General features: G+C 57.6%; 32 protein-coding genes. 13 read left to right on the top strand and 19 right to left on the bottom strand.

Annotated features, from left to right (window positions below):
• Positions 1 to 3: 3 nt before the first annotated feature.
• The 19 genes from AC27VU_RS04185 to AC27VU_RS04095 form a co-directional block, all read right to left on the bottom strand.
• Positions 4 to 1,116 (bottom strand): minor capsid protein, encoded by a 1,113-nt coding sequence (locus AC27VU_RS04185; protein ID WP_488723498.1) that lies wholly within the window; start codon positions 1,114 to 1,116, stop codon positions 4 to 6.
• A complete protein-coding gene (locus AC27VU_RS04180) occupies positions 1,034 to 2,494 on the bottom strand; it encodes a DUF4055 domain-containing protein (RefSeq protein ID WP_488723497.1) in 1,461 nt (486 codons plus the stop codon). The genes AC27VU_RS04185 and AC27VU_RS04180 overlap by 83 nt, the downstream gene beginning before the upstream one ends.
• The gene (locus AC27VU_RS04175) at positions 2,494 to 3,831 is read right to left on the bottom strand and encodes a terminase large subunit domain-containing protein (protein WP_488723496.1); all 1,338 of its coding nucleotides are present in this window, start codon (positions 3,829 to 3,831) and stop codon (positions 2,494 to 2,496) included. The genes AC27VU_RS04180 and AC27VU_RS04175 overlap by 1 nt, the downstream gene beginning before the upstream one ends.
• Positions 3,828 to 4,343, bottom strand: a complete 516-nt coding sequence (locus tag AC27VU_RS04170; RefSeq protein ID WP_488723495.1) for a DUF2280 domain-containing protein — start codon at positions 4,341 to 4,343, stop codon at positions 3,828 to 3,830. The genes AC27VU_RS04175 and AC27VU_RS04170 overlap by 4 nt, the downstream gene beginning before the upstream one ends.
• Before the next feature lie 31 nt (positions 4,344 to 4,374).
• Entirely contained in the window at positions 4,375 to 4,998 is a 624-nt protein-coding gene (locus AC27VU_RS04165) for a putative metallopeptidase (protein ID WP_488723494.1), read from the bottom strand.
• Between the two features lie 116 nt (positions 4,999 to 5,114).
• Positions 5,115 to 5,705, bottom strand: a complete 591-nt coding sequence (locus AC27VU_RS04160; RefSeq protein WP_488723493.1) for a hypothetical protein — start codon at positions 5,703 to 5,705, stop codon at positions 5,115 to 5,117.
• A gap of 69 nt (positions 5,706 to 5,774) precedes the next feature.
• Complete coding sequence (locus AC27VU_RS04155; protein WP_488723492.1) at positions 5,775 to 6,128, bottom strand: hypothetical protein; 354 nt, start codon at positions 6,126 to 6,128, stop codon at positions 5,775 to 5,777.
• Positions 6,125 to 6,463, bottom strand: coding sequence for a hypothetical protein (locus tag AC27VU_RS04150; RefSeq protein WP_034152702.1), 339 nt, complete (start codon positions 6,461 to 6,463; stop codon positions 6,125 to 6,127). Before AC27VU_RS04150 ends, AC27VU_RS04155 begins: the two co-directional genes overlap by 4 nt.
• Before the next feature lie 159 nt (positions 6,464 to 6,622).
• On the bottom strand, positions 6,623 to 7,081 hold the full coding sequence (locus AC27VU_RS04145; RefSeq protein ID WP_488723491.1) for a hypothetical protein: 459 nt from the start codon (positions 7,079 to 7,081) through the stop codon (positions 6,623 to 6,625).
• 288 nt (positions 7,082 to 7,369) lie between these two features.
• Positions 7,370 to 7,591, bottom strand: coding sequence for a hypothetical protein (locus tag AC27VU_RS04140; protein ID WP_488723490.1), 222 nt, complete (start codon positions 7,589 to 7,591; stop codon positions 7,370 to 7,372).
• 156 nt (positions 7,592 to 7,747) lie between these two features.
• Positions 7,748 to 8,425, bottom strand: a complete 678-nt coding sequence (locus tag AC27VU_RS04135) for a hypothetical protein (protein ID WP_488723489.1) — start codon at positions 8,423 to 8,425, stop codon at positions 7,748 to 7,750.
• Positions 8,422 to 9,036: a recombination protein NinG gene (locus tag AC27VU_RS04130; protein ID WP_488723488.1), complete on the bottom strand. Its 615-nt coding sequence runs from the start codon at positions 9,034 to 9,036 to the stop codon at positions 8,422 to 8,424. Before AC27VU_RS04130 ends, AC27VU_RS04135 begins: the two co-directional genes overlap by 4 nt.
• Positions 9,036 to 9,437: a recombination protein NinB gene (locus AC27VU_RS04125; RefSeq protein ID WP_103486675.1), complete on the bottom strand. Its 402-nt coding sequence runs from the start codon at positions 9,435 to 9,437 to the stop codon at positions 9,036 to 9,038. The genes AC27VU_RS04130 and AC27VU_RS04125 overlap by 1 nt, the downstream gene beginning before the upstream one ends.
• A complete protein-coding gene (locus AC27VU_RS04120) occupies positions 9,434 to 9,835 on the bottom strand; it encodes a hypothetical protein (RefSeq protein ID WP_488723487.1) in 402 nt (133 codons plus the stop codon). Before AC27VU_RS04120 ends, AC27VU_RS04125 begins: the two co-directional genes overlap by 4 nt.
• Position 9,836: 1 nt before the next feature.
• A complete protein-coding gene (locus tag AC27VU_RS04115; protein WP_488723486.1) occupies positions 9,837 to 10,643 on the bottom strand; it encodes an ATP-binding protein in 807 nt (268 codons plus the stop codon).
• Positions 10,633 to 11,529 carry a DnaT-like ssDNA-binding domain-containing protein gene (locus AC27VU_RS04110; RefSeq protein ID WP_488723485.1) on the bottom strand — a complete coding sequence of 299 codons (897 nt, stop codon included), beginning with the start codon at positions 11,527 to 11,529 and terminating at the stop codon, positions 10,633 to 10,635. The genes AC27VU_RS04115 and AC27VU_RS04110 overlap by 11 nt, the downstream gene beginning before the upstream one ends.
• Positions 11,529 to 12,278 carry a phage antirepressor KilAC domain-containing protein gene (locus AC27VU_RS04105; protein ID WP_488723484.1) on the bottom strand — a complete coding sequence of 250 codons (750 nt, stop codon included), beginning with the start codon at positions 12,276 to 12,278 and terminating at the stop codon, positions 11,529 to 11,531. Before AC27VU_RS04105 ends, AC27VU_RS04110 begins: the two co-directional genes overlap by 1 nt.
• A gap of 70 nt (positions 12,279 to 12,348) precedes the next feature.
• Positions 12,349 to 12,771, bottom strand: a complete 423-nt coding sequence (locus AC27VU_RS04100; RefSeq protein ID WP_488723483.1) for a phage regulatory CII family protein — start codon at positions 12,769 to 12,771, stop codon at positions 12,349 to 12,351.
• Positions 12,772 to 12,853: 82 nt separating this feature from the next.
• Positions 12,854 to 13,048 carry a helix-turn-helix domain-containing protein gene (locus AC27VU_RS04095; protein ID WP_003225289.1) on the bottom strand — a complete coding sequence of 65 codons (195 nt, stop codon included), beginning with the start codon at positions 13,046 to 13,048 and terminating at the stop codon, positions 12,854 to 12,856.
• Positions 13,049 to 13,147: 99 nt separating this feature from the next.
• Between AC27VU_RS04095 and AC27VU_RS04090 the strand changes: the two genes are divergently transcribed.
• The 13 genes from AC27VU_RS04090 (at position 13,148) to AC27VU_RS04030 (ending at position 21,051) form a co-directional block, all read left to right on the top strand.
• On the top strand, positions 13,148 to 13,585 hold the full coding sequence (locus AC27VU_RS04090) for a hypothetical protein (protein ID WP_488723482.1): 438 nt from the start codon (positions 13,148 to 13,150) through the stop codon (positions 13,583 to 13,585).
• Positions 13,582 to 14,403, top strand: coding sequence for a HipA family kinase (locus AC27VU_RS04085; protein WP_003225292.1), 822 nt, complete (start codon positions 13,582 to 13,584; stop codon positions 14,401 to 14,403). Before AC27VU_RS04090 ends, AC27VU_RS04085 begins: the two co-directional genes overlap by 4 nt.
• A complete protein-coding gene (locus AC27VU_RS04080) occupies positions 14,328 to 15,245 on the top strand; it encodes a hypothetical protein (RefSeq protein WP_488723481.1) in 918 nt (305 codons plus the stop codon). The genes AC27VU_RS04085 and AC27VU_RS04080 overlap by 76 nt, the downstream gene beginning before the upstream one ends.
• Positions 15,246 to 15,687: 442 nt before the next feature.
• The gene (locus AC27VU_RS04075; RefSeq protein ID WP_488723480.1) at positions 15,688 to 15,936 is read left to right on the top strand and encodes a hypothetical protein; all 249 of its coding nucleotides are present in this window, start codon (positions 15,688 to 15,690) and stop codon (positions 15,934 to 15,936) included.
• An 82-nt stretch (positions 15,937 to 16,018) separates the two neighbouring features.
• The gene (locus AC27VU_RS04070; RefSeq protein ID WP_488723479.1) at positions 16,019 to 16,372 is read left to right on the top strand and encodes a hypothetical protein; all 354 of its coding nucleotides are present in this window, start codon (positions 16,019 to 16,021) and stop codon (positions 16,370 to 16,372) included.
• 436 nt (positions 16,373 to 16,808) lie between these two features.
• Positions 16,809 to 17,123 carry a hypothetical protein gene (locus tag AC27VU_RS04065; protein ID WP_446927793.1) on the top strand — a complete coding sequence of 105 codons (315 nt, stop codon included), beginning with the start codon at positions 16,809 to 16,811 and terminating at the stop codon, positions 17,121 to 17,123.
• Between the two features lie 21 nt (positions 17,124 to 17,144).
• Complete coding sequence (locus AC27VU_RS04060) at positions 17,145 to 17,423, top strand: hypothetical protein (RefSeq protein ID WP_488723478.1); 279 nt, start codon at positions 17,145 to 17,147, stop codon at positions 17,421 to 17,423.
• Positions 17,420 to 17,848, top strand: a complete 429-nt coding sequence (locus AC27VU_RS04055) for a hypothetical protein (RefSeq protein ID WP_488723477.1) — start codon at positions 17,420 to 17,422, stop codon at positions 17,846 to 17,848. The genes AC27VU_RS04060 and AC27VU_RS04055 overlap by 4 nt, the downstream gene beginning before the upstream one ends.
• On the top strand, positions 17,845 to 18,060 hold the full coding sequence (locus tag AC27VU_RS04050; protein ID WP_123587643.1) for a hypothetical protein: 216 nt from the start codon (positions 17,845 to 17,847) through the stop codon (positions 18,058 to 18,060). Before AC27VU_RS04055 ends, AC27VU_RS04050 begins: the two co-directional genes overlap by 4 nt.
• Positions 18,057 to 18,260, top strand: coding sequence for a hypothetical protein (locus tag AC27VU_RS04045; RefSeq protein WP_488723476.1), 204 nt, complete (start codon positions 18,057 to 18,059; stop codon positions 18,258 to 18,260). Before AC27VU_RS04050 ends, AC27VU_RS04045 begins: the two co-directional genes overlap by 4 nt.
• Positions 18,257 to 18,382: a hypothetical protein gene (locus AC27VU_RS04040; protein WP_488723475.1), complete on the top strand. Its 126-nt coding sequence runs from the start codon at positions 18,257 to 18,259 to the stop codon at positions 18,380 to 18,382. Before AC27VU_RS04045 ends, AC27VU_RS04040 begins: the two co-directional genes overlap by 4 nt.
• 156 nt (positions 18,383 to 18,538) lie before the next feature.
• Positions 18,539 to 19,426, top strand: coding sequence for a recombinase RecT (gene recT / locus AC27VU_RS04035; protein ID WP_488723474.1), 888 nt, complete (start codon positions 18,539 to 18,541; stop codon positions 19,424 to 19,426).
• A complete protein-coding gene (locus tag AC27VU_RS04030) occupies positions 19,423 to 21,051 on the top strand; it encodes a YqaJ viral recombinase family protein (RefSeq protein ID WP_488723473.1) in 1,629 nt (542 codons plus the stop codon). Before recT ends, AC27VU_RS04030 begins: the two co-directional genes overlap by 4 nt.
• Positions 21,052 to 21,054 lie beyond the last annotated feature (3 nt).

The raw sequence follows: 21,054 nt of genomic DNA, 5'->3' as shown, positions 1-21,054 counted from the left end.
ATCTCAGCCTGGTTGAGCGCCGAGTGTAACGCCTGCTCGGATGAACATGTCAGGCTCTGCATCTTTCAATTGCGCCAAGGTCAGCGGCTTGAACGACTTGTCGAGCTGCAGTTTGGCGAACTTCTCAGGCGTCAGGCCGCCATCGCGGAATAACTTGGCCCGCACAGGGCCGAGCGCATGATCCTGAAAGCTCGCCGGCTGCGTTGCCAGCCACTCGTAATAGCTCAGGCTTGCATCGACCTGCGCTCCACCATTGTCGCCCACCGAAGCGCGCGTGGCGTCCTTGGCAAACGTCTCCGAAAGCCTGGTGGTCGGCACTGTAGTCGACCGGCAGTTGATGTGCGCCGGCGGCAAAGGCCCTTTGCCCAAATCGAAGCGCATGCCGTCCAGGCCCTTGCACTGCTGCGAGGTCTTGCGGTCGAGCGTCGACACCCAACGATAGCCCAGCACCACATCGCTGTTGGCCTTCAGCGTTTCCATCCGGGCCGTGGTGGCCACATGTTGGATCGCAGTCTGCACCACAGAGGCGGCGTTGCGGTTGCTCACCGCCAAGACGCCGTCCGTGAAGTTCTGCGCCGCGGTGCCGCGGATAGCCTGGATGATCTGAGCGTTGGTCTGGCCTTGGCCGAAGCCAAGCCGAATAGTGTTCGTGACCCGCATCGTCTCAGTCCGCGTCCAGCCGCTGATGAAGCTCTTCAGCAGCTTGCCGCCGTCGATGCCCTTCACCTGCAGCGGATAGGAGAACACCGCCGCTCGGATCACGGCGTTGGTCGGGACGACCGCGTCAATTGACAGCGCGTTGCTCAGGCTTTTTGCCTCGAAGGTCGACTCGTACAGCGAGATATCGACCAGATCAGCCTGCACCAAGTCGCCATAGGCCTTGTAGATCTCCAGCAGCTTGCCGTCCACCCGGGCCAGAAACTCCTCTAGGCGATCCCGGCTGTAGGTGGTCAGCTCCTTGCGCGTCAACTGCTCCCGCACGAGCCTGTCGATCTGACGCAAGTATTTCTCGAACTTTTTGACCTCGCCAGCTTTAAGCCGCTCTAGCATTACCGAGTGACGGGTCGTCTGCTCCAGCAGTTGGCTGTCCGCCTGCGCCTGGCTTATCGTTGGCATCTTCTTTGTCCAGGTTGATGCCGGCGGACTCGCGCTCATCGCTGATCAGGTCGGCTTCATCTTCATATGGGCGGTCCGGTAGCTTGCCGGTGGTGAGGTACTGCCAGTAGGTGTCAGCGCTGATCGTCCCGGCCATCACGCCCTTCAGCAGCTCAGCAAGCACCTGGGCATCGACCACAGGGGTCACAAACTCAGGATTTACCTTGAACTTCACCTGCTTGGGGTCGTAGCCCTTCCACTCAGCTGCATACCGCAGGCCCTGCTCCACCGCCTCTGCCACCGTAACGACAATGCTGTGCAGCGTGGCGTGCTGATCGTTCTGGCGTGTCTTGCGCGCCTCGCCCGATTCAGTGCCGGCCACGTCCATTACCTTGGCGCCAGCCTCAAGCGCGGCGTTCTTCTGGGCATCCATGGCCTTGCGAACAGCCTCGACGCCGGCACCCTGGAATTCCAGATAGCCGCACCGTCCGTTGGGGCCAAGATCCCATGCCGCCGACGGCCCCGTCACGCTAAGCTCTACGGAGTCATCGAGACCGGACACCCACGGCTGCGGATGGCTGGTTTGGTGCAGCGCAGTGAAGTAGTCAGCACTCAGCTGATACGACTTCAACGCGGCCCGTGCCATGGTCAGTAGCGGCACCTCGTCGACGTCCGGCGAGTTGTCGGTCGAGCCGCAGTAGATCACCGGAAGGTACTGCAAACCTTTGACCAGCCGGTTGTCCGTGCCGGTGGTGCCCAAGGGCTTCTCGCCCTCGACGAGCTCGCCGCCCTCATTACGCACCGCGGTGTGGCAGACACTGTCTTTCATGAAGAACTCACGGAAAACAGTGTCGCAGTCGTGGCTGTAGCGATCGCCGCCCTTCTTGCGAAACTCGCGGAACACCGAAAGGACCAGATCCTGCCGGCCGCCCTGATCTGCGGTGTCCCAGTTGATGGCGTTGCGCGTGGCATACGTCGAGAAATACGGCTCGCCGCGCCCATCGATGTTCACCACCAGCGGCACCCGACCGTGCGAGATGGCCTGGCGCACCATGCGGAAGAAAAGCTGCTTCAGACCGAAGCCGTCCGCCGTAGCGTTGTCCTCCAACCCTTTCAAACCTGCGGGCAGTTCGATCTCCGGGATCAACCGAGACACCAACCCCATCATCGAGCGCAGAGAGTCGCGCACCCAGTGTTCGTACTGAGCCCGGGCCGTGTAGTTCGCGTTAAGGTACTTGTTACCGGCGGCGTCGAGCTTTTCAGCCTCAACCATGCCGCTCGGCTTGGGCAGGTTGCGCTCATTGCGCTTGACGGCGCACTCACCCTCGAGCGCGTCATCCATCATCTCCCACTCGGCGATGTGCGCGTCGTAGTCCGGGTTTGTCGATTGCACTGGCATCAGGCCAAGCCTCCAATTCGGCGTGTTCCGCCTATGCGTTTGATGCACGGCCACTCAACGTCGATGCAATAGCCTATCGCCGTGGTGATGTGCTGGTAGTCGTTCTTCTGGTCTTCCTGAAACGTTGACCCGGCCTGAAGCTGAACCGTGCTCAATCCCTTGTGACACCAGGGCGCTGTAACAGGGTTGATGAACAGGCTGGTTTCGCCTGACGCGGTCAGGATCTTTGCCCGAACGGCGTTCTGCCGATCCTTGATGGACGGGTGTGCCGGCTTGACCTTGCGCGTGTACGTCCAGCCATTGGCCTTCAGCACGCCCTCAATGTCGGTGTAGTCAGAGGCGTGGCCGTGCTTTTCGCCAGCCTTGCCCGCGGGGTCACCATAGATCAGGACGTGCTTGTTCTTGTGGTCCTTGAATTTGTCCACGAACTCAGCAGCCGACTGCTTTGATACAGCGCTGATCAGCACGATCTCATCCAGCAGATAAAGGTCTTTGCCGTCGTTGCGCCGGACACCGATCGCGGATGACAGGGGTGTGAAGTTCTGGTCGTGCATCCACATCAGTTGCTCATGCGGCTCAATGGCGGCATTCGTGACGTTCGCTTTGCTGTAGTCCTCGTAGATCCGGCCAGACGCTGTTTCGAACGAGGCTTCAAATTCTTGCTTGAACTGCTTGGCCGACATGGCCCGCTTCATCGCGTCCATCACATCGGGCGGCAGGATCTCGGCCGACTTCCAATGGAACACCCGGAAGTTCGGATCACTGCCCGACTCAGCCTGCATGCACAGGTCGTAATAGTGATTCAGACCGTCCGGAACACCGAGCAGCCAGCACCAGGCTCGGTAATCCGGCATGGTTGGGTTGACGGTGTTCAACGCTGGGAGAATGTTGGCCTCCCAGGCATCCGGTTTGATATCGGCGAATTCGTCGATACCGCCGCCAGTCCAAGGAATGCCCTCGATACGTTGCGGCTTGTCCAACCCGATGACGTGTATCTCGCTACCGTTGTCCAGGTAGATGATCAGGTCAGACTCAGAAGGCCGGCGACTGTGCATGCAGCTCAGCGTGAAAGCCTTCAGGTCATCCCAGAAAATCTTTTTGGCCTGCGCGTGCGTCGGCGCAGCGGCGAAGTACATGCCAGTGTAGGCGGATGCCTGCTTCACCAGGAAGCGCTTGAACCGCTCGGTCTTACCGCTCCGGCGACCTGCAGGAACCAACGGGAAACGAATGCCTTCCGCGACAGCAGCAACCAGTGCGAGCTGCACCGGGTGATCCTTGAGCGGATACCAGCGCGCCAACTGGCGATCAAGCAATAGGTTGCCGGTGTTGGCAATCATGAAGGCAGCCTCGCAATCAGATCAGCCAGAAGCTGGGCGTTGGAGTTGCCGCCCCCCTTCTCTATCAGCTTGAGTTCGGCTTTGCGCTTTTCGATCTCAAGGACTTTGATCTCTTCATCAAGCGTCTTGTCAGGCTCTATGCGCCGATTGACATAAACGTCACCGGTTTCCTTTGCCGCCTGCTCCAGAAGCTGGGCAGTCAGCGCCATGTTCTTCATGTTCTCGGCTTTCTCGGCCATACGGCCAAGTGCGCGAAGGCGGTACGCACGATTAGCGATCGGGATATCGATCGTCTCTTCACGAAATCGCTTTCGGCACTCCTGGAAAAACGCCTTCCACTTTTGGCCAAGGTCTCGGCCGGAATACTTCGTTGGGTCGTATCGCTCGCACAGTTGGCGGGATATCTCGATGCCGTATTGATCCTTGACGGCCTGGCAAACCTGACTGGGGGTGTCGAAGCAGGCCAGAGCCTGAACAATAAAGGCCTTCACCTCGTCTTTCAGGGCTGCCATAGATTTGGTTTCCGTCAAGGGCTGTCAAGGATCAAGCCGACTTGAGCAGACAGGTTCCGCAGGCCCTCGCAATATTCATTTTCCCTACCTCAGCAGGATTGTTTGCAGCGTCCACCAGCTCTTGAACCGCCGGGCTTGCACCGTAGCGGCGAACCACACCGACGAACTCTTCAACGTCATGTCCGCGCATTTCAAGCTTGGGCAGGCCGTCTTGGGTGAATGCTGGCTGACCATACTTATCGGTCGCCTGTGCGATGTGGTACAGCTCGTGTTCGACCAGTGCGCAGAAGTCAGCGTCGGAGCAGTCGGCGCAGTAGTCGGCAGCCAGGGTGATGATGTAGGCCGGAACGGCGCCGAACCAATCACGCATCTGCTGCTCCATCCGGGCCTTCTGCCAACCGCCGGCGCGGAACGCGACCTGTTCGGCCTGGCCCACTATCGTGCGACCCTTCTTCGTGAAAGCAGCAGACGCCCACATCACACGGATGTCTGCGTCGATCAGATGGGCGTGGTCTTCGTTGGGGATGCTTCCGGTGTTGGCGAGGATCTCGGTTTGGAGCCAGTCCCACACCTCCGGTGCAGGGGTTAGGCGGATACCAAAGCTGTGCGTATCCGCCAAATCAAGCACAGACTCTGGTGGTGTCGGCCTGTCCATACCATCTCCCAGTCGAGTTGCTTGATTACAAAAAATTTGCCTTGGAAATGAAAAGGTCCCGCGCAGTGCGAGACCTGAGGTTCAATGGACATCTAGGCCCAAAAAAAACAATTCGACTATAGGAATGCGCTGATGGCTGCCCCTATCTTGAGGATGTTCGCCGCATGAGGAAGGGACGATAGAAGTGCAGTGACGATAGATCGCTTTGGCTTACCACCAACGAACTGCTGCTGGATTTCATCGACAATTTCCAGCGCCTCAACCTTCTCTTCAGGAGCTAAGCTCAGGGAGGAAAGTTCTCGACGCAACTCATCTAAGTGCATACCGACCTGAGAGTTGACTACCGCTAGGTTCGTAGAGTTATCTACTGATTCAATATTGACTCGAGAATTATTTCCAGTGAGGTTATACGTAATCCTCTGGACTGCTGCCTTAGCCTCCGGCAGACCAAGCTTTTTCACCTTCAGCTGATAGTGCGCGCCCCCAGGGCCTCTCTCATAAAATACAGGGTCAACGACTTCGTATGTCTCCTCGTCACCATTCGAGAGCTTTCGCCGAAGAAGGTCAGTAGGCTTCACGACAATCGATTTCCCGCGATTTGCCCCCATTTTGATCACGATAAGATTGCTTCCGCTTACCGTCGAAAATATTCCTTCAGTCACACTCCCATCAGGCTTCAGCAAATCCACTCTGTCTTGATCGAACATCGACGTCTAGCTCCTTTGTTTGATGTTAAGAGTGGATCGTAGACAGAAACCCTCGCTTTGCCAGTAATACTATTTCAACTGCTTCCTGCGCTCGCTCCCTTCCGGCCTCCTATCACAGCGCAGGCAGTGATCACAGTTCAACGTCCGGCAGAGCCAGGCTTTCACCCTCTGCCACCAGATGACCATGAAGATGTGACGCATACCGGCCAGAGCCAGCGAGACGTGAAGCGTGATCCCGGCCGTCGTCGGCCCCATCATGAAGATGTTTTGCTCCCGGCTCATCACCACAAACCCGCTGATGGCGATCGCCGAATAGATCAGCTTGCCGAGGATTCCGTCCCGCACTCGACCGCTCAGAACACACCAGGTCGCCCACAAGGCAATCAAGCCGCAGGCGATAGAGTTGATCAGTTCAAGGCTCATGGTGGATTGCCTCCCCCGAACCGCTGGCGTATGAGCGCCCAGAGGTCAGCGGCTTTGATGGCCCGGTTGATGGCTGCAAGCAGCGATCCGCCGAAGGTGCCCAGCAGGAAACCGATACCGGCGACGATCTTCGGCTCGGTCACACCCAGATAGGTGCTGACCATGCTAGTCAGGTAAAGCGAGCAGGCGATGCCGGTGATCAGGAAGATCAGCCAGGCACGCCAGTCGGCCAGATCGTCCTTGTGCCACCAGCTTGCGACAACGGCGCCGACCAGTCCTGCGATCAGCAATTCAAACCTGTCGATCTTGTCGAGCAGTCGCTGCAATAACTCCATGCGCTCGACTCCGTGGGTGCATGTGAATAGGTCGGCCCCGCTGCACTCCCAGCGCGGAGCTATGGGTGTGGGGAGCCAAAAACGAAAAAGCCCCTGCAAATGCAGAGGCTTAAAGAGAAAATTGTTTCAGATTACGATTACATTAGAAGGCTGAGACATTCATGCAGGTTTAAGCACCCCTACCGGAAAACGCTTACGCTCGGTCTTGGTGCGATTTTCCCACTTACAACCTGCAAGATCCTCGCGAATAGATCCGGCTCTCTTGACAAGACCGCGAGTAGGGCTAGCCATGGCAAATCCGCCTACTTCCGTTGGACCAGAGGTCTCGACGAGCATTTTTGGCCCCCCAGATGCTAGCTGAACGATATTTCCTTCGCAGCTTTCGAATTGCTCCGCCGGCCTGATCAGGACAAGTTCAGAAACGTTAAAGCGCTTTGTTTCAAGTTTTTTTCCTGCGAACCATGCACAAACCACCAGATCATCACGCATCGTGCCCCGGATGATTTTGGTACCTACGGCCCCACCACCGACTTCAATAGGACCTTCGTCCCACACGGTCATATCGTGATCACCGATCTCAGATCTAACAACATCTCCAACGCTGAATTTGTTACTCATGCGATAGCTTCCTGCTAGCTTAGGAAGACTATACATGGGTGCAAACTTTGGAATTTTCAAGCCCTGATTATCCTCCCAACGCGTACGCCCCAATGCATCGATCTCGCTGATCCAGTCTCGCGCCACGCTGCAGCAAATGGTGAGGTCAGGGTGCGCGGGCTGCCGGTGTTGATTCCGTACCTCGCACTATCCGGCTATCGACGCCCAGGCCTTCCCTAGGGCTGTCCTGGCTACAGGTAAATCCGAAACATAAAAAACCCCGCGTTCGGCGGGGCTCCAGTGCTTTATTTACATCCCATAATCATCACTACCGCTAGGCTTCGATGATTTCGGCTTAGCCGGCGCCAATGGCTTTGGCGGATTTTTTTTGGGCGGGCAAGGGGGCAGTTTCTCGGCTGCATCCACAGCGGCTTCATAAGATCCGTGAAGGCTGACTACTTCATCATCTTCGTTCATTACGAACCAAGTTCCGTTTTTCTCCACAATGATGTAACCATTAACTTTCGTCACTCTCAGATCCTTTCTATCCATGAGAGCTGGCAACTTAGCATCACATCCGGACAAAAAAAACCCGGCGCGGTGGCCGGGTTTCGAAGTTGTTGTGCGCCGGATGTAAGTTGCGCAGTGTGGGAAAAGTACATCAAATTCCCCACCATAGCAACACCTTTATGCCGCGTCCTCTGAATTTTCTGCGTGAATAACCTGCCACACAGGTTGTTGAGCCTGAATATCCACTTCCGCGATGGCCGTTCGCAGGAAATTCCAGATATCCAGCCAATCGCGATCCCAGTGCTTGGGCTGAATAGCGATGCCGTACAGCTTCATCATGGCGTCAGACACTCGAGCAGGGCCCCACGCATCACCGCCGTTCGCCTCAGCCTTGTAGGACTGCAGAGCGCAGGTGATCAGGCAATGCACCTTCGACGCCTTGGCATCCGTCAGCGCAGAAAAGTCCACATCGTTCCAGATCAGCTTCTCGGCGTTGAGCATGTGAACGACGGTCATGCATGGGTGGTAGAGGTAGTGCCCCAACTGCTGTACCTGGAACGGCAACGACTCGATCGCCTTCTGCACCTTCCCCATGGTAACCAGGTGCGCTGCCCGATGTGTCGACCGTCCAATAGGCGTGCGGCGTGTCTCGGCGATGTGGATCTTCTGGCGCACAGCCATGATGCGCTCTTCTTTGTCCTCGCCCTGGGCGGCAAATATGACCTCTCGAAGCGCGGCCTTTTCCTTCCGGACGACGGTTGCGGATTTTGCCCGGTCAGCCGCTGCCGCACTGATTGAGGCGTTGGATTCATGCTGTGCGTCTGTCCACGCTTGACGTGCTTTGATCAATTTCATGCTGCCTGCCCCTTTTTCAGTTCGCGGGTCTTGGCCCGGTATTCGGCCTTGATGTTTTTGATTTCTTCGACGGTAAGCTTCTGGGGCTGATGAGGCCCTTCGATCCAAGCCACCTTGTCTGCGCCTATGCGCTGCACCAACCGGATGCGATACTCGACCGCGTTGCCGGACAGGTTGCGGTTGCATTTCACGCACTGGCGGTGGATGTTCAGTGGCTCGAAGCGCAGTTCTGGGCAGGCGCCAACGGATCGGTAGTGGCCGGCGTCCCATCGGCTGCCGGTCATGAGGTCGTTGTCGTTCGGCATTGAGTCGCAGCTGATGCACGGCAGGTGCGCATCGCGCAGGCGGACGTACTCGTTCACCGCCGCCTGGGCTTCGCGCAGGTGGTCAGCCCTGGTCTTCAGTTTCTCTTTGCGGACTTTGATTTCCCGGCGATCGCGCTGAGCGATTGCCTTCTTCGCCTTCTGCTCATTTCGGGGCGCGTCCTTCAGCGCGCAGGCTGGGCTGCACACTGCCTGACCCAAGCGCTGAGGGACGAATGAGGCCCCGCAGGAGGCAACACGGCATTTCTTCGGCTTGGGCGCCTTCTTTTCCTTGATGGCAGTCCGCATCAGTAGCGCCCTCCCCACTTGTCCTGCTCAGTCCAGCGCACGCCATGCTCGGCGCCGAAGGCATGCATCAGCTCGAACAGATCACTGAACCACTTCTGGGACTGCTTGCGGGTCGATACGGCCATCACGACGAAGCCACCGTCGAGGCCAGGCTCGGCGCGCTGCTTCTCCAGCGAGGCGCTGAAAAGGCACTTCCAATCCTCGTCGCTGAGCTTCTTGCCGTACCAGATCACCTGGTTGGAAACGTCCTTGAGCATTGCCCACATCTTGCGGTTGCAGACGTCCGGGCGTTTCTCGTCGCGGATCACCACCACCTTCGGCTTGCTTAGATCGATGGCGTGGAGAACGCCGGCCAGCCGGTTGACGTCGCGCTGGTCGCGGATGGTGTATTCGGGATTCATGGATGTTCGCTCCCACAGGCAAAGCGTTGCTGGGCCGGGGCTTCAGACGCAGATGAGCCCTGCTCGCTCCCACAGACAACTGACCGCCCTTTGCTTATGGCGGCGTCGATGGATGCAATGGCCGCTTGGCGCCTTGGGTGCCTGAAGGAAACCTCGTTGTTTTCATCCAGAAGCCCGCGCACCTCGGCTTCGTGAAGAATGAATTCGCGGGCGTCCAGCGCAGCCTTGCGCAGCGACTCGTTCTCTGCCAGCAGTTCCAGCGCCACCTCCTCCACGGTCTTCTCCCCGAGGAATTCCTGCAGCGCCTCGGTGTTGCGCTTCCACTCCGCGCAGTCAGCCTTCCAGGCAGCGACCTCGCTCCACAGCAGGGACTGGAGTTTTTGTTTGTCGATGGTCATGTCAGAAGCCCTCCTTGCCGCGCTGAGATTCCCATTCGAACGGCACCACGATCATTCCGCCCTCGCGCAGGCGGTCGACGCAGCGCTCGCCCATGGCACCCGGCAGCTGGTGCGCGTCGAGGTTGGAGATCACCACCGTCGGGCGCTCCTGCTCGTACCGACCGTTGATGATTGCGAACAGGGTCGTCAGCTCGAAGTCGCTCGGCTGCTCCTTGCTCACGCCGACCTCGTCCAGCACCAGCAGGTCGGGGTCGATCAGGCTCGACAGGATCTCTGCCTCGGTGCGCTCGCTGTGCTTGTCGTAGGTGGAGCGGATCGCTTGCAGGATCGCGCCGACAGTGCGGTACACCGCAGTGCGCGAGGTGTGGTGCAGCAGCTCGTTCGCCATGCCAGCCCCGAGGTGGGTTTTCCCTGTGCCCGGCTTGCCGATCAGCACCATGCAGCGGCCGGTCTTCAGGATCTCGTCGAATATCTGCACGTAGTGCTGGCAGAACCGCAAGGCTTTGCGCTGGCCTTCGTTCTCGGCCTGGTAGTTGCCCAGGGTGCGAGTGGTGAACCGTTTCGGGATCAGCGCGTCGCCCAGCTTGCGAGCGAGTGACATGCGCAGTTCCATCGCCTTGTTGGCCTGCTCAGCCGCTTCGGACTTCTCGCGGGCGATGCGGCTGCATTCCGGGCAATTGCTTTTCAGCTCCCTGCCCAGCACCGCGTAGACCTTCTGGTCGTAGGCGCCATGGGTTTCGCAGTCGGCCGGCTGAATGCGGGTGCCCGGCGGCAGTTCTGGAGTGGCTTGGACTGGCTCAGAGCGCATAGCTGCCGTCCTCCCGCATTTTCAGGCCGGCGGTGTAATTGCGATCAGCGAAGCCCGTATGGCGTGATTGCGACTCACGTTTCGGGAACTGACGAACGTTGCTCGCACGGTTCTTGTCGTCCTTGACCCACTTCACCAGGAGCGAAACCCACTTGGATTGCGGGTGCACCCCGCCACCGGATTCGTGGTGAGCGGTGAATGGGGCCACGGCCTCCTTGGTGAACAGGTCAGGCGAGACACCGAAGTGAACGCAGTAGGTCTTCAGCAGGTTGGCGTCAGGCATCCAGTCGAGAGTCATCTCTACCGGAGACTTTGGGTCAACAGGTTCCAAATCTGGCTCTGACTCGAATTCCGGAGCTGGCTCGCCCGCGTTTAGAGAGTGGTGTTGATCTTCTTCAGGAATCGGTGAATCAGAGAATCGGTGAATCAGGGCGTTATCCAACAGTGGGTTAACAGGCTCTAACTGTTCCTTAACGTTATTTTGGTGGTCTTTAACGTTAACCTTGTGTGAGACGCCTGTTATTACACCGTTTGACTTACGTTCGTTAACAGTCAGGTAACCGTCTTTGTCTGGGATCGAACTGTCTTTTTCCGTGCCATGCGGGCGCTGATGCTTCTGGAAGTTGTCGATCTCGATAGCGCTGAAACCCTCGACGCTGTACCGCGAAATGAACTTCGCGCTGGCAAGATTGGCAAGACCCGCCTCCACGTCGTAGGTATCGCACGGGAACAGTTCCATCTTAATTCGCTTGGGGCGATCCTCGAGGCGCCCTTCCCGATCAGCCAAGCACCACAGCCCAATGAATAGCAGGCGGTCGAATGCCGGAAGTTCGGCCATCAGTTCGTTGCTGAATAGCCCAGGCTTAATATTGCGTGCTCTGGCCATTACACGGCCTCCCTCAGTTGGTGTTGCGCCCACAGGCCGGCAACCCAGTTGACGCCCTTGGGAGTGAATTTCGATTGGTTGTAGGCGTGCCCGCTGTCAGTGGTGCCGGCCTTGACTTCAAAGCGGCCGGCGTCGATGTGAGGCTGGTAGGCCTGCCACTCGCCGCCCATGCGGTACATGATCTTTTTGTCGAGCAAGAACTCGCGGAAACGCGCTTCATTGGCCTTGAGCAGTTTGGCTACCTGGCGGAAGCCTTTCAGACCGGTAGACTCAACATATTTTTCGACAAAGGCGATCTTCGGCGCAGCTTCAATAAGCGCCTGATTGGCAGCCTGCTGAAGCTCGAACTGCTCAGCCCAAGCGCGAGCGGCGGCGGCAGGATTGGAGAAGTCAGGAAGCGTTGCCAGGACGCGCGGGCGAACCTGCTCTTCGAGTTCGGTCCAGCGGCGCACCACAGCCCTTCTCATTTTGGCGCTGTAACCAGTCAGAAGGGTCTCGGTCAGCTCTTTGTCCAGCAAATACTCGGTCTGCTCACGATTCATGCTGTCCAAATAGATGTGAGCAAAATCGCTCACATCTTCTTCGAGCTCAGAAGCCATCGCTTGGATGTCGCGCTTTACATCGGGATGACGCTTCCCCGTGAGTTCAGCAATTTCGCGAGACGACATGGTGGTACGCGACACATTTTCATAATTCGAAAAACGTGTCGCGGCCTGTCCGGTATTGTCCAGTTGTGGTTGTGCGTGCATAATCAGCTCCACTTGTTTTACCGCTGTTGAAAAAGCCGACCTCGTACGTCGGCTTTTTTGTGTCTGAAATTCAGGCTGCCTTAACTGACGCATCCATCACGTCCAAGCTTTGGCGTACGTGACTGATCTCTTGGCGGATCAGGTTCTTCTCGAAGGTGCTGACATGGTTGTCGCCCAGTGCCTCATGAACGGCGATGGTCAGATCGGCCACTTCCTTCGCGACATTGATCAGCGACTTGGTGAGCGCTTCAGGTTTTGGCTCGGTCCTCGCCACTAGGTCAAAACCGAACTCGGCGGCCAGGACTGCAAGCGGGTGCATGTCGCCGGTGTGCAGCAAGATCCCGAACAGATGCTCCACGGTCAGGCGGTGAGCATCGTTGTCAGGATTGGCGCGCTGCAGGAGGCTCACATGAGGAACACCCATCTTTGCAGCCAGGGATTTAGGCTCGTTGCCCTTCACTGCCGCCTGGCATGCATCCAAAAAGTCTTCCATTCGTAAAACCTCAAATTTGTTTCCGTGGCGCCCTGTAGATGCAGAGGCGATCATTTGCTCAGTGGATCAGCGGGCAGCGATGTCATGCGGCTGATTTCTTCGCGCTTTGGGCGTCCAGTTCCTTGAAAACTTCCGGCCTGGCAATGCGCAAAAACATCATTCGTGCCCTTGGAATGCCGTATTTCCTCCAATCGCTTACCGATGGAGGTCGCACTTCACACAGCTCGGCGACACGGAAAGTGCCACCGAGAGCATCAATAATTTCATTTGGATTCATGCCTGATTTCTCCGGCTATTCGCATAGGTACGGATATTAGGCATGCCTTTTATTAAGGTCAATAGGAATACCTTAGATGCCGGATGTTAGGCTCCCCTAATGAGGACACTTCAAGAACGATTGAAAATGGCGATGGCTGGCCCGCCAAAGGTCACGCAGGCAGCCTTGGCGCGCGCCTGCGGGGTTCGTGCGCCATCTGTAAATGACTGGATTTCTGGGAAAACCAAGACTATTGAAGGGCAGAATCTTTTGATCGCCGCCGACTTTCTGAAGGTCATGCCAATGTGGTTGGCCACTGGAAAGGGGCCGATGCGAAAGGCAGAAGCAAAAGTTGGTTTTGACGACAGTGAGCTGCTGACTGTCGATGAGGGCGACCTGTCCGGACTGCTTGATCAGCTCAAGTCTTCAAAGAATAAAGCCTCCCCAAAATCGCAAGCCGTCATAAGTCGAATGGTCGGTTTGGCAGAGCGCGGAGAGATCGATGATCGCGCTTGGACCGTTATTAATGATTTGCTCACGGAGCTTTCTAGGAAGTGAAAGGAATCCAATATGCGACCCTTCAAAGGGGGAGCAAGCTGTATCTAGACGAAGGGAGGGATAACCTCGCTTTGCTCGTTGGGGACATTCGTCCAGATAAGGCTGTTGCAAGCCTTAGGGCCTTCGTGAAGATTTGCCATAACCGAGCACAGCTTCAGGCCGAGCTGGTTTCCTCGGTCATCGGGAAGGCCTTGGGCGTGAAGATCCCAGACCCCTACCTGGTTCTCATTGATCCTCGAGCAAAGCCGCCAATCACAATTGAATCTCGAATGCTTGGCTTTGGCACAGCTGCTGTTGCCGGCCACTCCTTCGCGCGATTAGGAAACTTTACCCAGCTACACACCGCTCTGAAGAATATTGACCTGGTTGCTGCCTTCGATCAGCTCATCGCGAATGGCGATCGTCATCTTGGCCAGATGATTTATGATGGAAATGAACATTGGGCGATTGATCACGCTCAAAGCTTTGGTGGTTCTACGTGGGCTGATTTTGGCCTACCTTCACCCGAGATCGACATTATCAATTGGCTACTTGAGCGTTCAGATTACGGCGCGACCCTTGGGGTTGATGACATCGCCAGGTATGCCCTACGCAAGAAAGCGAATAAAAGCTTTGCGCCGTTGGTTGGTAAAGTTGAAGGCCTTTTCATCGAGGCTGGGCTACAACGTATGATCAGTGAAGAGGCGCTGCGCGACCTATTCACTTGGATCGAGTCCAGAATCTCCCACGCGGTTGAGCAGATATGTCAGAAGATTGGCTTGCCCGATATGGGCTACGCAACGATATCATCGAGCAATTCCCAGAGTTCCCCGAATTGACAGCATTTTGGGCACCTATTCGAGTTGAGCCTATTGCCATGTCTGGGGAGCTGCTTACTGTCGCGGTCGCAATTATCGGCGAGCCAGGCACAAAGCCCCGCATCATCTCAGCTCTTTCCGATGATGTAATGGCTGCCGTTTTTGGCGTGCATGGCATGAGCCTAATGGGCATAGCTCGAACTGCTTCGGCCAGCCTTTTGGATCACCTGCAGAAGACTGGAGACTTTGCCTCGTGGCTTCCTCCAGTAACTGGGGTAACTCTTGGGCCCGTGGAAGAGGGTCAAGGCGACAGCTTCGATGAAATTGCAAAGCAAGCGTTGAGGGCATGTGCAAGCCTCAGTGCGATGACTGAAGCCTTCCGAACGCATGCCAAAAAGTCCGAACAAAATCGACTTGTCACCAGCATGAGAAAGGCGATGGCTGTGCTTGCACCTGAGCTGTCAGATCGATTTCACGTGCCGGTGCCAGTCACAATTAGAAGCACCCAGGCGTCTGTATACTGTGATTACTTTTCTTCAAATCTGGCCATAAATATGTGCAGCATGGGACCAGGACGTAACCTGCAGCAGCAGTTCGAAGCATTCTTCTCTCGCGTCTGTCGCCTGGACCAACTCAGAGGCAATGATGCTCTAATTGAGCACAACCAGAAGCCACACATTCTCTTAGCCGTTCCTGATGAGGAAGCTATCGACAGATCTGCGGACAAAAGCAATATTCGCTTCCTCCCGGAAAAGTTGGTTATGGCCCAAGACTTGACTGAAAAACACAAATTTACCTTTTCGACTGTCCCTACACCTGAACAGGGGGCCAGATACATAATCGGCCTCGAGAAAGCAGCCTAACTGTCAGTCAACACGAAAAAAAATAGCCCGCCTTCGAGCGGGTTTTTTTACGCTCACAAAAAATAAATTAGGCATACCTATTGACGATAAAAGAAGGAATGCCTAATGTTCACTCCATCGCAACGACACACACCCGCTGCGAAGGGCCTTAAGAGACCCGCCGCTCTTTAACAGTCAGGAATCTTCGCGGATCGATCCCCGGAAACGGGCATAGCGCGAAACACAAACTTCGATCCCCATGCAGGCTCTGGAACCTGCCGGACTCCCCATATGGGAGGACGCCAAACCATGCAAGCCAGCCGGCGAAGAGCACCGAACACGAAATGTGTGACGCCGGCCAGGTGGGGAAACCGCGGCGCCGCGCATGGGGCGGATAGCAAGACCACAGATTTACTGATGCCGCTTCGATGAGGCGGCATTGGAAATCAACGGAGATACAGCGATGAGCATGATCGAGGTGAGTAGAGACCATTTCTTCCAGGCAGTAGGCGGGCCGGAAAACATCCACCCCAATCCCTGGCCTGAGTTCTCGGAATGGAAAAACCTGAACACCCACGCGACCGTCGGCAGGTCGCAGCCTGGTTATCTGAGCAGCTTTGGCACTCCCAAGCGGTATTGGCTGGAAGAGTCTTTCGCCAGCCGCAAGCCGTTCAACCCTAAAGCGGGCCAGCAAGACCTGTTTGCAGCATGACGGGCCTTTTCCTGATGCACCTGGTGACGGGTGCATTGGGAAAACAACCGACAAGTCAGACTTGACTGTTCGAGGTGAGTAGATGGAAGGCAACAGCGAATTGAGCGCAGCCGACAGGATCCTGGCAAGAGTCGGAAAAGGGCCAAGCCTGGAAGAGGCCCTGAAGGAAAGCGCAGCGGCAGCCAAAGAGCCTTCCCGGATCATTCAGATCCTCGGCAAGGATGCACCGGTGCAGAAGCGCTACACGAAGGCACGCCGCCGCAAGGAGCGTCGGGAGATATCGGAGCAGGCTCTGCGTGAAGGCATAAAGCGCATCAAGGAGAAGCGTAGAACCTCTCCGAAGGATTGGGAGCTTGGCTACAACAGCGCAATCACCCAGCTCGAAATTCTTCTGGATGAAATCCTCGCCAAAAAGTGGGAGCCGGCTGAGTTGTAAATCCTGAGTTTACAACTGCCCGATCCTCTCTATGAGAGCGCATCGGGGTGTGATCTGAGGCCAAGCCTCGGGCGGCGGATGTGCCAACAGGTAGTCTTCAGGGCTGCCCCATCTGCTCAATGCCGGTTGAGCCCCGGACAGATCACACCCCGATGCGGATGAATGCGCGGGCTGATGCGCCGACACCGCTTGATGGGGTAGCGGAATAATCTACCCATATGCCGGGATCAGCTCCGGCCTTCTGCATCAACGCGGGGTAGCTTGCGCGTAATCAAGCCAGCACCAAGCACCACGGCGGTAAAGCCCGCGCCGGAGACGTAACCGGCATCCTTCCCCGACCAATCCCGAATGCACTCTCCTTCGCGCCCAACGGCAACCAGCGGAGCGGATGAGTGCATCCGAGTTTTGTTGGATCAATCAACGAATGGAGAAAGCGATGAGCAAGTACACGGAGGCGATCACAGAGGCGGTAAAGGCTCTGGAGTTGGCCGAGAAGTCCCATCAGCTCGCCGCCGAGCGACTCGCCACAGTTCGTGGCCATGCAGGCCAGTCCGGTTACTCGGTCACCGTTAACGGCGTGTCCGTCGCAGTTTCGACCTGCGACAGCCGCAACAACTACCAGGGCACCCTGATCCGTGGTCGCGAAATGATTCACCTCGGCGCACTCAAGGCGCTCGGCGCCGAGCTGCAGACGGCGGCCGACCGCGTCCGTGACTGCCGCGCACATCTGGCATCAATCGTCATCGCCTAACCCAAAACACTGGAGGTCGTCATGCACAACTGCACCGACACACAAGCAGTTTGCCGAGGTTGCGGGCTGAAGCTGCGCGGCTCGCCATCGTGGAAAGGCGGCCTCGCCTATCACCCAGAGCCGAAAGGTGAAGTCCATCGCTGTCATTACGGCGGCTGGGTCTGCTCGCGCAGCTGCGATATCCGCGCCTGCGTCGAGCTGGAAGGAACCATGCCTGGCTGCGGCGGCGTGAACAGTTACCAGCGGCTGTCCATTTACGCAAAACAGAGCATTGAGCGCCATTGGCCGGAGGTCGCATGAACGCAGCACTGAAACTCTGTCAGGCCAACTTCGACGCTCAGTTGCCTCCGGCGGTGAGCGAGCCAGACGATCAGCGGGAATGGCTGGAAAGCGCCGCCGAGCAACTGGTGTGTGGCTCGGATGTGGAATGGAAGCGCCGGTTTGGCCCGGTGCGGAGGGTAACCTCGGCGGAGTACGCCGAACACCTGCAGCACCACCTGAATCAGCGGCAGATCGACGGGCTGGATGATCGAGACTCGTTCGCCAACCTGGTGCTGGCCGTCGTGGTTGGCAGTTCGGCCGAGGCGCTGACGCACGCCAAGCACCTGCTGGGCAGTAACAGCCCGGTCACGCAGCTTGAGGCGATCGCCGCCAACTTCCTCCGCCCTCACGCCGCCGATGCTGTTGCTGCTGAGCGCGAAGCTGCCGAGGACGACGGGTTATGAGTAACCAAGTAGCACTGGCCCGGCTGGGCCTTGAAATCGCGAAGATGCGCAAATCCTGCACTCCGGTACCGGATCGCACCTTCGTAATGGGCATGATCGAAATGGCGGAGTTCGCCCAGATCATCGACACGCCTACCGCCAATCGTTATCGGGATGCGCTGGACGCCAAGTTCGTCGAGCGCAACGGTTACCTGAAAGGAGTCTCGGCATGACTACTCCCCTTGTGAAATCGCTGATTGACGAAGAAATCGAAGAGCTCCCCGCCGACCGCATGATCTTGGCCTTCACCCACTCCAAGTGGCTGGGTGCGCTTTCGTTGGCGCACGACGCAGGCATCCCTAACGTGCATGCATGGAGTGGTAGGGCCTGCATGTGTGGTGAATGGACGGTCGCCTACGAGGTCAAAGCATGAATCTTATCTACTGGATTCTCGTCGTGGTTCTGGTGGTAGGCGCAGGCGCCCTCAAGGTCGTCAATAGCGAGCCTGGCACCTGCCAAGTTCCAAAATCGACCACCTACAAGGTGTTCCAGTGACCAGTCGCCAATGGGCGCGCCGTCTGATCATCTGGCGCGGCGCGTTTTCCTCCCTCGGCGTTTTCACCTTCCTGATGCTGCTCAGCGCCCTCGCCGATCGCATCACTCAATAAACCAAGCATTCAATCGCTGCGCAGCGCGCGGCAAGGAACAGTCATGTCCGCTCAAAGCGTTGCGCCGGTGGCGCACGACCGAAACCTCCACGTCCTTCCGCACGCAGCAACCAGCACCAGCGCTTTGGTGCTGGACGGCGACAGCCTGGACAAGATGATGCGCCTGGCCGAAGTCATGGCCACCGGCCGCGCCACGCTGCCGAAGCACTTCAACGGCAACCCAGCGGATTGTCTGGCGGTCGTCATGCAGTCGATGCAGTGGAAGATGAACCCGTTCGCCGTGGCGCAGAAAACACATTTGGTGAACGGCGTGCTGGGCTACGAGGCACAGCTGGTAAACGCGGTAATCACTACCTGCGCACCGGTGGTGGATCGCCTGCACTACGAGTGGTACGGCGCCTGGGAAAAGGTGATCGGCAAATTCACCATCAAGAACGGCGACAAAGGCGAGTACCGCGTCCCGGGCTGGAAGCTTGAGGACGAGGAAGGTCTGGGCGTAAAGGTCTGGGCGACCTTCCGGGGCGAAGACGAGCCGCGAGTCCTTGAGTTGCTGCTGGCCCAGGCTCGCACCCGCAACAGCACACTTTGGGCTGATGACCCTCGCCAGCAACTGGCGTACCTCGCCACCAAGCGCTGGTCGCGCCTCTACTGCCCGGACGTGATCCTCGGCGTGTACAGCCCGGATGAGCTGGAAGAAACCGCACCAACCATTCGCGACGTATCACCGGCGCGTGGCGCGGCACCAGCTGAACTTCCGCCCTACCCCGACGAGAAGCTCGCAGAGAACTTGCCTAAATGGCAAGTCGCTGTCGACGCCGGCCGCTCCGCCCCTGATCACCTGATCGCAACTGTCAGCAGCAAATTCATACTGAGCGAAGAGCAGATCGCCAAGATCAAAGCGCTCGCGCCGATTGAAGGAGACCACGAATGAAAATCCACAATGTCGCTCAGGGCTCCGAAGCCTGGCACGCGCTCCGCGCTAACTACTTCACCGCCTCCGAAGCGCCGGCAATGATGGGCGCATCGAAACAGATGAAGCGCACCGAACTACTGCACGCGAAGAAGACCGGTCTCGACCGCGACGTATCGTGGTGGGTGCAGAAAAACCTGTTCGACAAAGGGCACGAAGCGGAGGCGCTTGCTCGGCCGATTCTCGAAGGACGAATTGGAGAAGATCTGTTTCCCGTCGTCGGCACCGAAGGTGATCTGCTCGCATCCCTCGACGGCTGCACAATCCTATGCGACGTGCTGTTCGAACACAAAATGTGGAACGAGCAACTTGCTGCCGACGTTCGCGCCGGCACGCTGGATCCGCACTATTACTGGCAGCTCGAACAGCAGCTGCTGGTCAGCGGCGCCGAGAAAGTAATTTTCGTCTGCTCCGACGGCACCGAGGAAAACTTCGTGTCGATGGAATACGCGCCGGTGCCCGGCCGCGCCGCAACGCTCGTCGCGGGTTGGAAACAATTCCAAGCCGACCTGCAGGACTTCACTCCCACCGAGGTGGTGCCGGAGGCCGTTGGTAAAACGCCAGAATCCTTGCCCGCTCTGCGCATCGAAGTGACCGGCATGGTCACCGCCAGCAACCTGGAGCAGTTCAAAGCCCACTCGTTGGCTGTCTTCAGCTCAATCAACACCGAGCTGGAAACCGATCAGGATTTCGCCGACGCTGAGAAAGCGGTCAAATGGTGTGGCGATGTCGAGGAGCGACTGGAAGCCGCCAAGCAGCACGCGCTGAGCCAAACCGAAAGCATTGACGCGCTGTTCCGCACCATTGACGAAATCAGCGCCGAGGCGCGCGCCAAACGCCTGATGCTCGACAAGTTGGTGAAAGCCCGCAAGCTCAGCATCCGTGAAGACATCGTCATGGATGCAGCCAAGGCACTTCAGGTCCACATCGACCAGATCAACGCTTCACTGGGCGGTAAAGCGCGTATGCCGGCGGTTCCTGCAGATTTCGCCGGAGCCATCAAAGGCAAAAAGACGATCAGCAGCCTGCGCGACTCTGCCGATTCCGAGCTGGCCCGGGCAAAGATTGCCGCAGGCCAGATCGGCGACAGCATCCGGAGCAACTTGGCCAGCCTGGACGAGCTCCCAGCCGACTACATGTTCCTGTTCAACGACGTTCAGCAGCTGGTGATGAAAGCGAACGACGACCTGGTCGCGCTGATCAAGGTGCGGATCTCGGAACACCAGAAAGCCGAAGAGCAAAAAGTCGAAGCGCAGCGCGAGCAGATCCGTCAGCAGGAGTTGAAGCGCATCGAGGATGAAGCGAAAGCCAAGGCGCCGGTCGAACAGGCTCCAATTGCCAGCCCGGCACCGGTTAAAGCCACCGCGCCGGCTCAATCTGCGCCGAAGCCAGCGACCACAACCGCGGCGCCAGTGAACCTGCAGGCTGAAGTGTTCGATCTGGAATCGCTGATCAAAGCTGTCGCCTACGGCCAAGCCCCTATCTCGGTTCTGACCGTGGACTGGGAGAAGCTCGACGCAATGGTCGCGGCCCAAGGCGACAAGTTCAGCATGGCCGGCGTGAGGCTGGTGAAGGTAGCAGCGTGAGCA

It is taken from the genome of Pseudomonas sp. 14P5.3.2, from assembly GCF_057799175.1.
The sequence above is the reverse complement of the archived record's forward strand: the minus strand, read 5'-3'. Positions and strand labels throughout refer to the sequence as shown.

Excerpts from the sequence above, each read along its gene's own strand:
- AC27VU_RS04170 (WP_488723495.1), bottom strand. The coding sequence starts at position 4,343 with ATGGCAGCCCTGAAAGACGAGGTGAAGGCCTTTATTGTTCAGGCTCTG.
- AC27VU_RS04180 (WP_488723497.1), bottom strand. The coding sequence starts at position 2,494 with ATGCCAGTGCAATCGACAAACCCGGACTACGACGCGCACATCGCCGAG.
- AC27VU_RS04110 (WP_488723485.1), bottom strand. The coding sequence starts at position 11,529 with ATGGCCAGAGCACGCAATATTAAGCCTGGGCTATTCAGCAACGAACTG.
- AC27VU_RS04125 (WP_103486675.1), bottom strand. The coding sequence starts at position 9,437 with ATGAATCCCGAATACACCATCCGCGACCAGCGCGACGTCAACCGGCTG.
- AC27VU_RS04150 (WP_034152702.1), bottom strand. The coding sequence starts at position 6,463 with ATGGAGTTATTGCAGCGACTGCTCGACAAGATCGACAGGTTTGAATTG.
- AC27VU_RS04040 (WP_488723475.1), top strand. The coding sequence starts at position 18,257 with ATGAATCTTATCTACTGGATTCTCGTCGTGGTTCTGGTGGTAGGCGCA.
- AC27VU_RS04065 (WP_446927793.1), top strand. The coding sequence starts at position 16,809 with ATGAGCAAGTACACGGAGGCGATCACAGAGGCGGTAAAGGCTCTGGAG.
- AC27VU_RS04075 (WP_488723480.1), top strand. The coding sequence starts at position 15,688 with ATGAGCATGATCGAGGTGAGTAGAGACCATTTCTTCCAGGCAGTAGGC.
- AC27VU_RS04155 (WP_488723492.1), bottom strand. The coding sequence starts at position 6,128 with ATGAGCCTTGAACTGATCAACTCTATCGCCTGCGGCTTGATTGCCTTG.
- AC27VU_RS04080 (WP_488723481.1), top strand. The coding sequence starts at position 14,328 with ATGTCAGAAGATTGGCTTGCCCGATATGGGCTACGCAACGATATCATC.
- AC27VU_RS04185 (WP_488723498.1), bottom strand. The coding sequence starts at position 1,116 with ATGCCAACGATAAGCCAGGCGCAGGCGGACAGCCAACTGCTGGAGCAG.
- AC27VU_RS04120 (WP_488723487.1), bottom strand. The coding sequence starts at position 9,835 with ATGACCATCGACAAACAAAAACTCCAGTCCCTGCTGTGGAGCGAGGTC.
- AC27VU_RS04145 (WP_488723491.1), bottom strand. The coding sequence starts at position 7,081 with ATGAGTAACAAATTCAGCGTTGGAGATGTTGTTAGATCTGAGATCGGT.
- AC27VU_RS04130 (WP_488723488.1), bottom strand. The coding sequence starts at position 9,036 with ATGCGGACTGCCATCAAGGAAAAGAAGGCGCCCAAGCCGAAGAAATGC.
- AC27VU_RS04045 (WP_488723476.1), top strand. The coding sequence starts at position 18,057 with ATGACTACTCCCCTTGTGAAATCGCTGATTGACGAAGAAATCGAAGAG.
- AC27VU_RS04070 (WP_488723479.1), top strand. The coding sequence starts at position 16,019 with ATGGAAGGCAACAGCGAATTGAGCGCAGCCGACAGGATCCTGGCAAGA.
- AC27VU_RS04095 (WP_003225289.1), bottom strand. The coding sequence starts at position 13,048 with ATGAATCCAAATGAAATTATTGATGCTCTCGGTGGCACTTTCCGTGTC.
- AC27VU_RS04050 (WP_123587643.1), top strand. The coding sequence starts at position 17,845 with ATGAGTAACCAAGTAGCACTGGCCCGGCTGGGCCTTGAAATCGCGAAG.
- AC27VU_RS04030 (WP_488723473.1), top strand. The coding sequence starts at position 19,423 with ATGAAAATCCACAATGTCGCTCAGGGCTCCGAAGCCTGGCACGCGCTC.
- AC27VU_RS04090 (WP_488723482.1), top strand. The coding sequence starts at position 13,148 with ATGAGGACACTTCAAGAACGATTGAAAATGGCGATGGCTGGCCCGCCA.
- recT (WP_488723474.1), top strand. The coding sequence starts at position 18,539 with ATGTCCGCTCAAAGCGTTGCGCCGGTGGCGCACGACCGAAACCTCCAC.
- AC27VU_RS04160 (WP_488723493.1), bottom strand. The coding sequence starts at position 5,705 with ATGTTCGATCAAGACAGAGTGGATTTGCTGAAGCCTGATGGGAGTGTG.
- AC27VU_RS04105 (WP_488723484.1), bottom strand. The coding sequence starts at position 12,278 with ATGCACGCACAACCACAACTGGACAATACCGGACAGGCCGCGACACGT.
- AC27VU_RS04135 (WP_488723489.1), bottom strand. The coding sequence starts at position 8,425 with ATGAAATTGATCAAAGCACGTCAAGCGTGGACAGACGCACAGCATGAA.
- AC27VU_RS04100 (WP_488723483.1), bottom strand. The coding sequence starts at position 12,771 with ATGGAAGACTTTTTGGATGCATGCCAGGCGGCAGTGAAGGGCAACGAG.
- AC27VU_RS04175 (WP_488723496.1), bottom strand. The coding sequence starts at position 3,831 with ATGATTGCCAACACCGGCAACCTATTGCTTGATCGCCAGTTGGCGCGC.
- AC27VU_RS04115 (WP_488723486.1), bottom strand. The coding sequence starts at position 10,643 with ATGCGCTCTGAGCCAGTCCAAGCCACTCCAGAACTGCCGCCGGGCACC.
- AC27VU_RS04055 (WP_488723477.1), top strand. The coding sequence starts at position 17,420 with ATGAACGCAGCACTGAAACTCTGTCAGGCCAACTTCGACGCTCAGTTG.
- AC27VU_RS04165 (WP_488723494.1), bottom strand. The coding sequence starts at position 4,998 with ATGGACAGGCCGACACCACCAGAGTCTGTGCTTGATTTGGCGGATACG.
- AC27VU_RS04060 (WP_488723478.1), top strand. The coding sequence starts at position 17,145 with ATGCACAACTGCACCGACACACAAGCAGTTTGCCGAGGTTGCGGGCTG.